Genomic DNA, 14772 nt, shown 5'->3' on the forward strand with positions numbered 1-14772 from the left:
CGTAGGAGCCGGGCGCGAGGTGCATGATCAGGCCGTCTGGTACGCCAAGCAGGCAGGCAAACGCGGCGAGCAGGATCTGGCCCGGGTCTTCAGCGGAATCGCCGACCAGGCCATGACCCCTGCCGACTCGGACCAGACTGCCGCACGATTCGCTAAGGACGTGGCCGTGGTCACCGGCGTGGCATCCAAATCCATCGCGGGATCTCTGACTGCCGGCCTCCTGGAGGGCGGTGCGACGGTCATCGCCGTCTGCCACTCCCTGAAGCCGCAGACCGTCATCTGGGCACGCGACCTCTACCGTCGCCATGCCGTGGGCGGTGCCCGTCTCTGGATCGTGCCCGCCAACCTGTCCAGCTACCGGGATGTGGATGCCCTGGTCGACTGGGTCGGCAATGAGCAGCGCAAGACCACGGGTGCTACGACCACCGTGCTCAAGCCTGCCTACGAGCCCACCCTGCTGCTGCCTTTCGCAGCCCCCGCCATGCACGGGACCATGGCCGACTCGGGCCGGCTCTTCGAATCCCAGGCCCGGCTCATGCTCTGGAGCCTGGAACGCCAGATCGCCGGGTTCGCCAGCATCGGGGCGGACACCGATGTCGACCACCGTCTGCATGTGGTTCTGCCCGGCTCGCCCAACCGTGGCATGTTCGGCGGCGACGGAGCTTACGGGGAGGTCAAGGCCGCCCTGGACGCCATCGTCAACCGGTCCCGCTCCGAGCAGGACTGGTCCGGCCGGGTCACCTTCGCCCACCCGCTGATCGGCTGGGTCCGTGGCACCGGACTCATGGGCGGCAATGATCCGCTGGTCCAAGTCGTGGAGCGCCATGGCATCCGCACCTACTCCACCGAGCAGATGGCTGATTCTCTGTTGGAGCTGTGCACTGTCCAGGCTCGCCAGCAGGCTCTTCAGACCCCGCTTCAGGCCGACCTTACCGGCGGCCTGGGCTCCAGCCCGCTAGATCTTAAGGCCCTGAAGGCCGAGGCTGCCCAGGACGACGATTCGTCGACGCCGACTCCAGCCGGAAAGCCCGGGGATGCGCTTGCAGATGCCGAAAGGGATCCGGACCGGGTCATCAAGGCCCTACCCACACCCCGGGTGCCTGCTCAGGCTCCGGTAGACCTGCAGGATTGGCAGGGCGTGACCGCTCGGCCCGAGGATCAGATCGTTATCGTATCCATCGGCGAGATGGGCCCCTGGGGTTCCGGCCGCACCCGCTTCGAGGCCGAGATGGGTATCCATTCGGACGGCCAAGTCGACCTGAGCGCCGCCGCCGTCCTCGAACTGGCCTGGAACATGGGTCTGGTCGAGTGGCAGGACAGCCCCAAGCCGGGCTGGTACGACACTGACGGCGAGCTGGTGCCCGAGCAGGACATCGCCGAGCGTTACCACGACCAGGTGGTGGCCCGCTCCGGCATCCGTCCATTCGATGATGGGATGGGTTCCGACTACCGCCAGGGCACCGACGAAGAGGAAGTCGACGTCTTCCTGGATCACGATGTGGCCTTCTCGGTGCCCACCAAGGACATGGCCGAGGAGTATGTGGCCCAGGATCCGGACCACACCAGCGTCGCCCGCGACGAGCAGTCCGGCGAGTGGACCGTCACCCGTCTGCCTGGATCCCGCATCCGCGTACCACGTCGGGCCACCATGTCCAGGACTGTGGGCGGTCAGTTCCCCCAAGGCTTCGATCCGGTCAAGTGGGGCATTCCGGCCTCAATGGTCGGGGATGTGGACGAGATCGCCCTCTGGAACATTGTGACCACCGTGGACGCCTACCTGTCGGCCGGCTTCACCCCAGTGGAGATCCTCCAGGCGGTGCACCCCTCCAAGGTGGCCTCCACTCAGGGGACCGGCTTCGGCGGCATGGCCTCCATGCGCAAGCTTTACCTGGACCGCTTCCTGGGCAAGGAGATCCCCACGGACATCCTCCAGGAGGCGCTGCCCAACGTGGTGGCCGCGCACGTCATGCAGTCCTACATCGGCGGCTATGGCAACATGGTCCAGCCGGTTTCGGCCTGCGCCACGGCTGCTGTTTCCCTCGAGGAGGGCGCCGACAAGATCGCCCTTGGCAAGGCGGATTTCGTGGTCACGGGTGCCATCGACGACATCGGCGTGGAGTCGGTCATCGGCTTCGGCAACATGAACGCCACCGCCAATTCCGCCGAGATGTACGCCAAGGGCATCCAGCCCCGGTTCTTCTCCCGGGCCAACGACCGTCGGCGCGGCGGCTTCCTGGAGTCCCAGGGCGGCGGAACGATCCTCCTGACCAGGGGAGACATCGCACTGCGCATGGGTTTGCCCGTGGCTGGCGTAGTTGGATACATCCACTCCTTCGCGGACGGCGCTCACACCTCCATCCCCGCACCTGGGCTGGGGGCTCTGGCCGCCGGCATGGGCGGCAAGGACTCGGATCTGGTGCGCTCGCTGGCCAAGCTGGGCGTGGCCCCTGACGACATTGCGGTGGTCTCCAAGCATGACACCTCCACCAACGCCAACGACCCCAACGAGTCCGAGCTGCACAACACCCTGGCCCACGCCATCGGACGGACGGACGGGAACCCGCTCTACGTCATCTCCCAGAAGAGCCTGACCGGCCACGCCAAGGGCGGTGCCTGCATCTTCCAGATCAATGGACTCACCCAGCTCTTCCGGTCTGGGGTCATTCCGGCCAACGCCTCCCTGGACTGCGTGGATCCGGTCCTAAAGCGTGACGACCATCTGGTCTGGCTGGAGCAGCCCCTCAAGGTGGGCAAGGTCAAGGCCGGGCTGGTCACCTCCCTGGGCTTCGGCCACGTCTCCGGCATCGGGGTCATCGTCAGCCCTGGAGCCTTCGAGGCGGCAGTGCTCAAGGCTTTCGGTCGGCAGGCCCTTGATGCTTGGCGTCACCGGGCCAACGACCGCTTGGCCTCTGGACAGCGCCGCCTGGAGGAGGGGCGCATGGGCCGGGTCCCGCTCTACGAGTTTATTGACAATCGTCGTTTCCACGAGGACGGCCACGGCTACGTCGGCCACGAGGTCGAAAAGGCCATGCTCCTGGATCCGAATGCCCGCCTTGGTGCTGACGGATACTACGACCGATCCTGAACCTGACGGCCTGCGACGGCCTGCTCCTGCTCGGTTTATGCCGGGCCGGAACAGGCCGTTTTCTTGTCTGGCAGTGGTTGATTTGTTCGTCTGGGCGTCAGGCAGGTGGTTGCAGAGGCTGATAATGGTGGATTCTGTGTAGATGGTAACGGGGTAGGTGATTCGCGTTCTCAACGGAGTCCGCCTGGCTCATACCATGATGGATATGAGGACCGGATGGCCTTCTTTGCAACCAGAAGGGAAGAGGTCGGACAATGGTTGATCAGGATAACCGGGACCAAGGCAGTAGTCAGTTGGATAATCATGGCGAGATGAAGGCCGATGGTCCGGACAGCCGCCCGGTCAGCTCCATGGCCATCGTCAGCCTGGTGTTGGGAATCGTCGCCCTGCTGGCCTCTTTCTTCAAAGAGATTGATCTGGTGGCCCTCTGCCTGGGCGGCCTCGGGGTCATCTGCTCCCTGCTGGGGTTCTTCTTCGCTCGGAGCGGCGGTCGGCACAAGGGGAAGGTCATGGTCATCTTCGGCCTGGTGATGAGCCTGCTGGCCATCGTCATTGCCTTCTTCATGCATGGCGGGATCAGCCAGCCCTTCGTCATGCCGACCTTCCGGTTCTGATCCGTCGGCAGCCTGGGATCAAAGTCAATTCTGAACCGGGGCTTGGGCGGCCCTTGACAATGGGGATGACCAGTGGTTCCGGACTCCGGACGAGCCATCAAGGGTCTCTGGTGCTGAGATGGAATGTCTGGTAGTGTTTGTCTCAACTGGGTAATACCCGTAGTGTGGCGGGCATTGCATGGTTCAATCCTGATAGGGGAAGCCATGAAGACAAGACTGCTGGCATTGGTTCTGACGATTATGTCCGGGGCTGTTTCCCTTGCTGGGTGCGGGGGTTCCGCCCGCTCGGAGCCGAGCCTGGAAGATGTCAGCGGCAGATTCGCCGCAATGAAGACATACGACCTGACCGGGGATGGCGGCAAAGTGACTATTTCCGCCAAGAAGCAGGGTACCGTCTACCTCCTCGCGATGAGGCCGGACCTGCGCAAGGTGGATGCCGGGCGGTGCACTGTCGACGGCAAAACAATGCGGTCCTCCTCTTCAAACCTCAATTACCCCGCAGGACAGGGGAAGAATTTCTTTGCCTTTGCCGAGTCCTCGATCGTCGGCGGCAATCATCAGCTCGCCTGCACCCAGAACGAGGGGACAAGGTTGCTGGCCCTGTTCGAACCTGCTTCCTGATGGCTGCGACGTGTCCGGAGATATGGCACGGCAGCCATGAAACAGGATTGGAATCCGGATTGAGATGCCATGTCCGACCGTATTGCCGCCAGATGCCTTATGCGCCATGGAGCCGAATGCCTGCTATATGTAGAGCGACCGCCTGAAGCTGGGGATGGCGCTTGAATGGGCCGTACGGGTCTGGTCGCGAAGGCAGTAGGAAGGGCTGGTCCCACCAGGTGTATGTCTAAGCTGGCCTCCAATCCCTGCTTTTGACTGGCGACCCAGGACTTGCCGATGGCCTTCCATCAAGGGCATACTCATATCATGGGTTTTTCGGGTGAGAAAACTGTGTTGGGACTGGGGCATGATCTGGTCTTCATAGCCGATTTCGCCGAGCGGTTGGCCATGCCAGGTACTCGGATGAGCAGTTTGTTTTCAGTCCGTGAGCGACGGCAGTCCCAAGAGCGGGCCCGGGTCAAGGGCGATGATTCCGAATCGCACCTGGCAGTCCGTTGGGCCGGCAAGGAGGCTGTTCTGAAGGCCTGGTCTGAGGCGCTTGAAGAGAGGGGTGCCCCCTATGGCCTGGATGACTTCCCTTGGGGTGCAATTGAGATCCTGGATGATAGCCGGGGCAGACCTGGTGTCTATTTGGCGCAAGATCTGCAACTGGCTCTGTCTGATTCCCTGGGCGCTGATGGAAACGATCGGCTGGCATGGCATATTTCCCTCACCCACGACGCAGGACTGGCTTCCGCGGTTGTCATACTGGAACGGCTCTTGTCGTGAGCTGAACGCCTCTGCTGTTCACCCCCTGAACTTCGGAAAACGGCGGCGATCTGAATCCGGGATGTCAACCTGTTTTTATGTCCACCGCCTACCTGGGATCCGTATGTCGCGACTCTTGCGCGACGCGTGGATTCCCAGCAAGGCAGGAAGAGATGCCAGACTACGACTTCTTGGAAAGGATGATCTCTTTCGATGGGTCCGTCTTCACAACGAATCCCCCGGTACCGGCTTCAATGGCTTTTCTGCCATGCGGGGTCGGGGAGCCCGCGGATCCATTTGGTGGCCTCAATGCGATCGCATCCAGGATGACAGGCACTGGCAGTCGAGATGTCGCACCCTGTGGTAAGCTCTTTACCGAGCCAACGGCTTTGCGGGCGTAGCTCAATGGTAGAGCCTCAGTCTTCCAAACTGATTACGCGGGTTCGATTCCCGTCGCCCGCTCCATGGCAATCTTTGATATTCCGCCATTCCCTGCGTGTTTTCCAACAAGTTGGAGCGGTCAGAATCGAGCCTGACTGAGCGAGATTTTCCCCAGTATTCGGCACTTTAGGTCAATTAGGGCACACGGCTGAGACTGCTGGACGGTAGTGGCCATAGGACTGGTCAACGGCGTCATGCTAGTGTTGTTACTCCTGCTGCTGATATGGCGGAATCTCCTTTATTTTTTCTCTTTTGCGGAACATAGCTACCAATGACGCAGTCGGGGGAGGGGAGGAGTTGCGGAGTCTTCAATTTCTGACTGGATAATTTGCTGTAGAGGCCAATGAGGGACATACTCAGGCATATGGAAGAAGCCGGGGTTGGGGCATGATGGTCGACCTGAAGAAGTTCGGTCGGCAGCTGTTCATGCCGGGCACGCGCATCACGAGCTTGTTTTTCGCTGCGGGAGCGGCGGCAGGCCCAGTAGCGGACCCTGCTCAAGCATGACGGCACAGTGGCGCACTTGGCGGTGCGCTGGGCCGGCAAGGAGTCGGTGCTCAAGGCTTGGTCTCAGGCGCTGGGGCCTGAGACGTCGCCCTATGTCTTGGATGATTTTTCGTGGAGGGGGGTGGAGATTCCGGACGACGGTCGGGGTCGGCCGAGCGTCAACTTAGAGTCTTCCGTGGAAGTCAGGCTTTACGATTCCTTGCCTCTAACCGATGGTCAGCTCGGCCGGGTGCAGTTGTGTTGGCACATCGCTCTCAGTCATGATGGGCCGGTGGCTTCGGCGATCGTGCTTTTGTGCGGGTGCGTCTAAATCCGAGACTAGCAGCCGGAGACGGTATTGAATTGTGCATTGGTGAATTCGGTGACCAGTTTAAGTGGAAGCCATCAGTGTATAGGCCATGATCTTTATGAAGTTGCTTTGTCCCATCGTGATTATCAAGTCAGTCAGCATGGTGGCTGAGAGATATACTCCCATGCCAGTTTTATTGCGGATATGGTAACCGCAGTTTTTGTCGCAGTGGCAGTTAGAGCAACTACCCCCCCCCCCTCCCCCCAAGGGATGTATCTTCTTCCCAACGATGAAAATGACTTTTCAATATGTACGATGCCTATGAAAAAGAACCAGCCTTTAAGTTCGCTGCTGTCCGCAAACATAAACAACCCTATGCACTCACGATGGCTCCAAGTATCTCCTAAATAGAAGGACAGCATATAACTGGTAGGATGAAGTTCCGAAACATTATGTCCCTATGAACCCCGCTCGTTTATGGTTGTAAACTTGAATCGGTACTTCAATGATGTATCTCGATGAATGAGGTCACTGAAACATAAATGGCGGGGGCGTTGATTGAATTGATACCTTCGGATTTGGGCTTGAGCGTCAAGGCCATGTCACTCTGGGGTAAGACGAACCGGAAGGATAATAGTTTCTGGTTGCAGCTTTTCGTGCATCTGAGTGACTCCGCTGCGGTTGCTGAACGTCTCTGGCTTGAATGGGTGCCTTCTGGCACCAAGGAGATCATCATTCGTGATGTCGGTGATCCTGAACTGGCACGTAAAGTCAGTATGTTTATCACTGGTGTTCATGATATCGGCAAGGCGACTCCAGTTTTTCAGAGCAAGCCTTTGACGCACACATCGGGTATGCGAGGACTCTCGTTACAGCAGGAACCCCAACAAGCAGGGCTGAAATTTCCGAATCGTCCCCTGACAGAATTGAATAGACCAACCCACTCCATAGCAGGCCAAAGGATTTTGGAGTCGTATTTGGCCAAGGTGCATCATTGGGACCAGGCCGTGGCCAGATCCTACGCCTGTGTCGTCGGGGGCCACCATGGTCAACCTCCCAAGTTGCGGGCTTTGTGCAAGTCTGATGAGGATGTGCGAATAGGAGTTGCCAAAGGTTACGAGGACTGGGTGGCAGTTCAGCGCGAATTGATTGAGTTCATCGCAAACCAGTGCAGGTTAACCGACGACGACTTTGCCAGGTTAGCCGGACATAGATTAAAAATTTATGCTGAGTCAGTGCTTGAGGGGTTGGTCATCATGTCCGACTGGATTGCCAGCAACTGCAACGAAGAACTATTCCCCTTGGTTCCGCTTAATCCTTGGAACTATGATGCGCAGGCTCAGGAGTTGGCTAATTCAGTGCGCACCAAGGCTGGTTTGCAGGCTCGACAGGAGCGAGGTTGGCGAAATCTCAAGCTGACGCCGAAGTGGGAGCCAGTTCACGATCAGATCGGCACCAAAGAGCGGTTCGCATCTAGATTCGAACTGCCATCCGGTGCTCATCCGCGGCCAGTGCAGGAGCAGGCTGTGCATCTGGCGGAAACGACTCCGCAACCGGGAATCATGGTTATTGAGGCTCCCATGGGCGAGGGTAAAACTGAGGCAGCATTGGCCTGTGCAGAAATCTTGGCGGAAAGGACAGGCAGAGGAGGTGTATGTGTGGCTCTGCCTACTATGGCCACCACCGATGCCATGTTCTCACGCTGTAAGAGCTGGATTGACCTCTTACCGCAGCCTGTGGGTCGTTCTGAAAAATCCACTTCGCTCAGGCATAGCAAGGCAGCTCTCAATAAGGAATTTGTGTCGATGGGGACTTCAGTTGCAAGCACTGCCACCTCGTCAGTTTTTGACGATGACAACCCTCTGGTTTCTAATTCCGCTGTTCAGCGACCTTCGTGTCGATCTCCTTATCCTGAGGCGGTAGTGAATGATTGGTTCCATGGGAGGAAGAGAGGGGTTCTAGCAAATTTCCTGATTTGCACCGTAGACCAGGTCCTTATGGCTGCACTAGAGATGAAGCATATAAGTCTACGTCAACTGGCTCTAGCCAACAAAGTCGTGATTATCGATGAATGCCACGCCTACGACACATACATGCGTGAATATCTTAAACGAACACTGGAGTGGCTGGGAGGATTCCATTCTCCGGTTATTCTTCTATCGGCGACACTGCCCACATCGCTGCGCAAAGAGCTGGTCGACGTTTATCTGAAAGGTTATGCGTCTGTAATCAACGATTCAGGCAATAAGGTTGTCCGATCCATCAAGGGCGCTTCTTGTTGTTTCCAAAGCAAGAGTGGATGCGCTCTTCACCAATCGACAATTACTGTTGAGGACAATCCTGCTAACTCGCGTATTTCTCATGAGCAGAAGTTAGCAGTTAACAAATCGGTCGACTCGGCCGATATGAATGCTTATCCGCTTATTACGTATACATCTGGGACAAATCGACGAATTTGCAAGGCACGACCTTCGGGCCGTTCGGTTGACATTGACTGCAAGGTTATTGATGACAATATTGAACATTTGGCGAACTTGCTACAGGAGAAGCTAACCGGTGGGGGCTGCGCGGCCGTGATCTGTGACACTGTGAGGCGTGCTCAGCGGACTGCTGCTGCCTTGGCTAAGGTATTCGATCCAACTGAGGTCAGATTGACGCACGCACGCTTCATTGATCGGGATCGTATGGATAATGAGCAGAGTTTGCGGGAGGATTTGGGACCGTATGCGACTCTGGCAAATGGCAGACGTCCAAGCAGGCTAGTCGTAGTGGGCACTCAGGTCTTGGAGCAATCCTTGGACATTGACTTCGACCTCATGGTAACAGATGTGGCTCCAATTGATTCCCTTCTACAACGTATGGGCCGTCTGCATCGGCATCATCGCGGAAAAGGGGAGAGGGGCCGCCCAGCTGGTCTACAGAGGGCCTCCTGCTATCTGCGCGGCATTAGTTCCTGGACCACTGGCGGACCGATATTCTCTGACGGTGTGGATCGCGTCTATCAGCCGGCTTCTCTGCTCGAAAGCCTCGCTGTGCTGTGCTTGCATGCGAATGGTGCCTATCGTCAGTTGCATCTTCCTGGTGATGTTGCCTTATTGGTGCGGACTGCCTATAAACAGGAAAGAGTTGCGCAGAAAATACCTCAGCAATGGCGACAGCAGTATTACCTTGATGTAAAACGACGTGCAGAGAATGAAAAAGAAGAGATTGATAAGGCTAACGTCTATCTAATCGCAGATTCGGCTTTTGCAGTCAATGATGAGACGAGAAGTTTGGTTGATTTATTTAACAAAACCGTAGATTCTCAGATTGATGAGGAAGCTCAACGAGCCGTGAGGGATACGAAGGATTCTGTGGAGGTGGTTCTTTTGCGTCAATGCGGCGATGGAATTGCTTTATTGCCTTGGGTGGGGAATGAAGCAGTACGATGTGGAGCTCCTGTGCCTGCTAATAACGAGCCGAGCAGTTCCCTAGCGCAACTGATACTGCAATCTGCAGTCAGACTTCCGCCATTTGTTTGTGGAAAGGCAAGTGATCTAGTCATAGAACTAGATAAACGTGCCGGAAACCTAACTGGAGCTTGGCGTAGTTCAACTTGGTTATTTGGGTGTCATCCATTGGTTCTCAAAGAAGTGAGTGTGAATGGTTCAGATAATATGTTGTACACCGCGACGATAGGTGGTTTTCAGATCGGATATTCACGAGAAGAAGGGCTCACCACGGCGGCTGTTGATAGTGGTGAAGGGAGCTAACTTATGTCAACCTTCGAAGTCCACAGTTGCGCTAGCTGACATATGGATGAAATTTATCAAAGGAGGTATGCATCACAATGCATGATATTGGTGAAGTGGCAGAGGAAGGAAGGCCACAGTACAATCTCTTGGAAGAACCATGGATAAACGTCGTTGATACAGATGGTTGTGCTAGTGCGGTTTCTCTCCGTGATGTTCTGGTCAATGCTCATAAGATCAGGAAGTTTGCGAATGATATGCCTAACCAGGATTTGCCTTTGCTGAGACTTCTTGTGGCAATACTGTATCGAGCTTATGGTCGAAATTATGATCTTGAATCTGGAGAAGTTAGTATACCGGCCCTTCGAAAACTGTGGAAAAAAGAGTGGCAGACAGGACATTTTAATTCGCAAATCATTCTAGATTATTTTAATCAATTCTACAATCACTTCAATTTATTTGATGCAAAATATCCCTTTTATCAAACACCAGAATTATCATATCCGGCTGAGAAAAAGAAATATGATAGTGTGGGTGAGCTTGAGGGTGACGTACCCAAGGCTGCTAAATTTGTGTTTTCTATGCGTCCTCGAAACGATTTGGATAAGCTGTCTTCAGCAGAAGCAGCGCGCTGGCTGCTATTTTTCCAAGCATATGACATAGCGGGTAACAAATCTCCGGTAGTTGGAGAGACGCATGTCACGAGTGGGAAAGTAGTCGCCCCTAAGTCTAAGGTTCAAACAGGGTGGTTGGGTGCTTTGGGCTGTGTTTACCTTGAGCAAGATTCCTTGTTTCGTACACTTATGTTGAATTGGTGCCTGTTCAATCCATACAGAAGAACAAGTGGAGATATCTGGTTTGGTAATCCTCAAGATCGTCCGGCTTGGGAGAGAGAACCCGCCGGTCCTGACTTGAATGACCATTATCGTCTTACTGGAATAGTTGATTTACTTACGCTTCAATCTCGCCGAGTTCGCTTGATACCAGATCACTCCGGTCGGAATGTAGTCGGGGTCATCAGTTGTTACGGTGATGTCATACAAGCGCACAACTTGGATTCGCTGGAACCTATGTCTGCTTGGGGATATGGAACCGAGAAAAAACGCAAAGAGTTACAGTTGCCGGCTTTGCCGCGTGTTCCAGTAACGTTTACAGCCGACAAAGCTATATGGAGACAGTTGCAACCATTGATCAGTGTCGGTAATAACGGTGCAGGTGAAAGCGAGGACACTCGCCCCGGAGTTATTAAATGGCTGGAAGATCTGCTGGTGAACGGCTGTCTCGGCGATGAAGCTTCTGGGAGCGTTCTTAAGTTGGCCCGCATTCACACTCAAGCTATGATCTATGGACAACATCGCGCAAATTATGTCGATTCAGTCGACGATTATCTTGATGCTAGTGTGCAGTTGTTCCGATTAGATTCCGCAGCAGTAGATGTAATCGTGAACGTAGTTGAGCAAACTGAGAAGTCAGTCGAGGCATTGGCGGAAATGGCTGGTTGTTTGGAAGAATCGTCCGGGAATCAGGCTAATGAGGATTCGGTGACTAAGTCTCAGCAAAATAGATACAAAATAGCTTCCGAAGCTGTTAAAGAGAGAGCATATGAGTCATTGGATTCTTTATTCCGTGAGCGAATCAGTGATTACACCCCGGTGATGGATATTGAAGATTACAGACAAGAATGGTACGACGCAATACATCGTAATTTGATTGAAATCGGCTGGGAATGTCGCAAAAATGCTTCAGCTCCGTCGTTTGCTTCGAGATATATCCGGAATTCGTCGAAGACGACCGAAGGCGAACGCAAGAATAAGTCTGAAAGTTTGTCAGCGGCTGTTCTTTACATGCGATTCAAACACATACTGAATGATTATTTGGGATCTCTTCCAAGTGATAGGCATAGCACTCTTAAGAAAAAACGGAGGGATGATTATGGCGCAATCGAACACTAGTAGAAGTGCTGCATCTGTCTTGATTCGCAGTGATCGACGGAGGGCATTAGGTAAATATGTCAATCAGAAAATCGGAAGACTGCAGTCCGCATATATCTCGGGTTCCAGTTCTGATGCCAGGGGCCGCATGGCTTTATTAAGGAAAGGCCTGAATACCGGAGCGATACGCTGGTTAAGTGTGGGGATTGATTTATACAGCGATTGGCCGCGAGGTACTTTGGGTGATCCTATCAATGAAAGCGACTATTATATACAACCTGAAATCAGAGCCATCGCTACTTCACTGCAGATGTATGCGCTGCATCAGCAATCAAAATCTGAAGCCATGGCATGGATGCCCGGCCGTATAGATGCAACCGGAGCCATGTCTGAGCAGGCCAACAATGTTGTCCAGCGATATTTACATAGTTTTGGTCATGCCTGCTATGAAATAGATGGAAAACAAGACGACTTAGGGTCGAATGTCACACCAATCCTCAAACAATTGCAGTCCATGGAGGATTTTCCCAATTTTGATAATATTAGGCATCATTTATATTCATTGATACGAATGATGCGGGGCCAAAGTGTTTCTCTAGATTACAGCAGCTTTGCTCGCGATCTGTACGATTTGCAATTTCCTAATAGCTGTTCTTCGGTCTTTGACAGGTGGGCTCGCGAGTACTTCACTGCTCAGATAAATCAGACGGATGCTAAGGATCAGGCCTTAGAAAAATAATCGCTGCCATATAACAAATGCAGTTCAACTATATGTTCTCATATTAGAGCTCAAAGGGCTGAAGACAAAGCTGATAGATAGAACAAGAATAAGGAGAAGATGCCATGTACATGGATATTTATGTAATTCAGAACGTACCTCCGAGCAACATCAATCGAGATGAGACAGGCAATCCTAAAACCGCTTTGTATGGGGGATTCCTGCGTTCCCGTGTTTCCAGTCAATCTTGGAAACAGGCTATGCGACGCACATTTTGTGTACGTATGGGCAAGAACCATGTAGGGAAGCGCACCAAAAATGCTGTTCAGTTAATTGTGACTGCAATGCTCAATCAACGCCCTGATTGCGATGAAGAAAAGGCTTTCAAATACGCGACTCTGATATTCAAAGCTATAGGCGTCAAAACGAAACCCTCTAAGAGGGCCGGTACAGCAAGCGGCAAACCAGTGACCGATTATCTGATTTTCCTTGCTAATACTGAAATAGACCAATTAGCTTTACTCGCTTTGGAATGGATGGATCAGGGCAAGAAAACTGCACAGAAACCAGATTCCGATATGCAAAATAAAGTGGAGGATATATTTCATAATGAGCAGGCAGTAGACATTGCCCTGTTCGGTCGCATGCTGGCAGAGGCTCCCGATTTGAATACAGATGCCAGCGCTCAAGTTGCCCATGCCATTTCTGTAGATGCAATCAGGCCAGAGTATGACTTTTTTACTGCCAGAGATGATTGCTCCAAAAACGATAACGCGGGAGCGGCCATGATGGATTCAGTGGGATTCAACTCATCTACCCTTTACCGTTATGCGAATGTGAATCTTACCGCATTGCGAGAACAGCTTGATGATATAGAAGTTGCATCAAAAGCGGCCTCAGTTTTTGTGGAGGCCTTCATTCGATCGATGCCGTCCGGTAAGCAGAATTCGTATGGCAACAGGACTCTGCCTGAGACATGCATAGTTGTCTTCCGAGACAATCAGCCCATCAATGCAGTAGAGGCCTTTGAAAAGCCTGTGAAGGCTAGCGAAGACAAATCAATATCGCAGATAGCCAGTCTCCGACTGATTGGAGAGTTGCATAGGATCGAAAAGACTTATGATGAGAAGCCCGAACACGCTTGGGTTACCAGCACCATTGTTTCATCTGATGATTTGGAGTCGAATGAGCAGTTCGTTAGTTTGACGACTTTGATCAATCAAGTCGGTGCTGAAACGAAGAATGAGCTGAAACAATGCGAGCAGAATCGCTAGGATAGCTATGAGCGTATTGTTATTGCGCCTGTCTGGTCCACTGCAATCGTGGGGGAGTTCATCGCGTTTTGAGGTTCGGCATACCGGTACAGAGCCCACAAAAAGTGCAGTAATCGGTTTACTGGCTTCAGCACAAGGCCGACTTCGTGGCGACGAAATCGAAGATTTGCTGCATTTGCATTTTGGAGTGCGTATCGATCAACCGGGAAGGTTGGTTAATGATATGCAGACGGCAGAGCAGAAACATCAAATTACCAATAATCATGTTGTCAAAATTGAAGTGAGCGAGGAAGAAGGGAGCTTCAAGTGTAAGAAAAAAACTAGGAGACATAAGAGCGACAGATTAGTTACTCATCGGTACTACTTATCGGATGCCAAATTTCTAGTGGCTCTAGGTGCTGATTCTGCACTTCTGGAAGGTTTAGACCAGGCCTTGCGTCATCCTCGGTGGTCTTTGTATTTGGGCCGCAGGGCTTGCCCTCCGGATTACCCTGTATCGCTTGGTTTGGTGCAGGAAGAGCATGTAGATCAGGCATTGCGCACTTACCCATGGATAGCGGCGGATTGGTACAAAAAGCGCCATAAGGGCCGTCAGCTGGAAGTGGTTTGCGATAAGGGCTGCGCCCCTGATGTAGGTAACGGGTTGATTTCTTCCCAGACCGACATTCCGGTGAGTTTCGGATCCGCTCGCAAGTACGCGGTCCGTACAGTCAATCGCTATAAGATTTCCAACCCGGATGGTCCGGATCCTGACGAGAAAGCTGCTGAAGTTGTCCTGGATCATGATCCAATGTCATTTTTCTAGGAGGCAGGC

9 protein-coding genes, 1 tRNA gene and 2 pseudogenes are annotated in these 14772 nt (G+C 53.7%); all 12 read left to right on the forward strand.

Going from position 1 to position 14772, the window contains the following annotated elements; all coding sequences use genetic code 11:
* Positions 1 to 139 precede the first annotated feature (139 nt).
* Positions 140 to 995: pseudogene (locus tag J3T95_RS09250) on the forward strand (hypothetical protein); the annotation flags it as partial.
* 74 nt (positions 996 to 1069) lie between these two features.
* Positions 1070 to 3085 (forward strand): annotated as a pseudogene (locus J3T95_RS09255) (beta-ketoacyl synthase N-terminal-like domain-containing protein); the annotation flags it as partial.
* A 254-nt stretch (positions 3086 to 3339) separates the two neighbouring features.
* Complete coding sequence (locus tag J3T95_RS05865; protein ID WP_220236335.1) at positions 3340 to 3699, forward strand: hypothetical protein; 360 nt, start codon at positions 3340 to 3342, stop codon at positions 3697 to 3699.
* Between the two features lie 204 nt (positions 3700 to 3903).
* Complete coding sequence (locus J3T95_RS05870) at positions 3904 to 4320, forward strand: hypothetical protein (RefSeq protein ID WP_267450777.1); 417 nt, start codon at positions 3904 to 3906, stop codon at positions 4318 to 4320.
* A gap of 306 nt (positions 4321 to 4626) precedes the next feature.
* Positions 4627 to 5088, forward strand: coding sequence for a holo-ACP synthase (locus tag J3T95_RS05875; RefSeq protein ID WP_267444065.1), 462 nt, complete (start codon positions 4627 to 4629; stop codon positions 5086 to 5088).
* A 370-nt stretch (positions 5089 to 5458) separates the two neighbouring features.
* Positions 5459 to 5532: transfer RNA gene (locus tag J3T95_RS05880), tRNA-Gly, on the forward strand.
* A 529-nt stretch (positions 5533 to 6061) separates the two neighbouring features.
* On the forward strand, positions 6062 to 6325 hold the full coding sequence (locus tag J3T95_RS05885) for a hypothetical protein (RefSeq protein ID WP_267450778.1): 264 nt from the start codon (positions 6062 to 6064) through the stop codon (positions 6323 to 6325).
* 521 nt (positions 6326 to 6846) lie between these two features.
* Positions 6847 to 10056 carry a CRISPR-associated helicase Cas3' gene (gene cas3 / locus J3T95_RS05890; RefSeq protein WP_267450779.1) on the forward strand — a complete coding sequence of 1070 codons (3210 nt, stop codon included), beginning with the start codon at positions 6847 to 6849 and terminating at the stop codon, positions 10054 to 10056.
* Between the two features lie 77 nt (positions 10057 to 10133).
* Positions 10134 to 11987 (forward strand): type I-E CRISPR-associated protein Cse1/CasA, encoded by a 1854-nt coding sequence (casA, locus tag J3T95_RS05895; protein WP_267450780.1) that lies wholly within the window; start codon positions 10134 to 10136, stop codon positions 11985 to 11987.
* A complete protein-coding gene (gene casB, locus J3T95_RS05900) occupies positions 11968 to 12705 on the forward strand; it encodes a type I-E CRISPR-associated protein Cse2/CasB (RefSeq protein WP_267450781.1) in 738 nt (245 codons plus the stop codon). Before casA ends, casB begins: the two co-directional genes overlap by 20 nt.
* A gap of 104 nt (positions 12706 to 12809) precedes the next feature.
* Positions 12810 to 13958 (forward strand): type I-E CRISPR-associated protein Cas7/Cse4/CasC, encoded by a 1149-nt coding sequence (cas7e, locus tag J3T95_RS05905; protein WP_267450782.1) that lies wholly within the window; start codon positions 12810 to 12812, stop codon positions 13956 to 13958.
* 7 nt (positions 13959 to 13965) lie between these two features.
* Positions 13966 to 14763 (forward strand): type I-E CRISPR-associated protein Cas5/CasD, encoded by a 798-nt coding sequence (cas5e, locus tag J3T95_RS05910; protein WP_267450783.1) that lies wholly within the window; start codon positions 13966 to 13968, stop codon positions 14761 to 14763.
* Positions 14764 to 14772 lie beyond the last annotated feature (9 nt).

Source organism: Bifidobacterium sp. B4079 (genome assembly GCF_026537385.1).
GTDB classification, from domain to species: Bacteria; Actinomycetota; Actinomycetes; order Actinomycetales; family Bifidobacteriaceae; genus Bombiscardovia; species Bombiscardovia asteroides_I.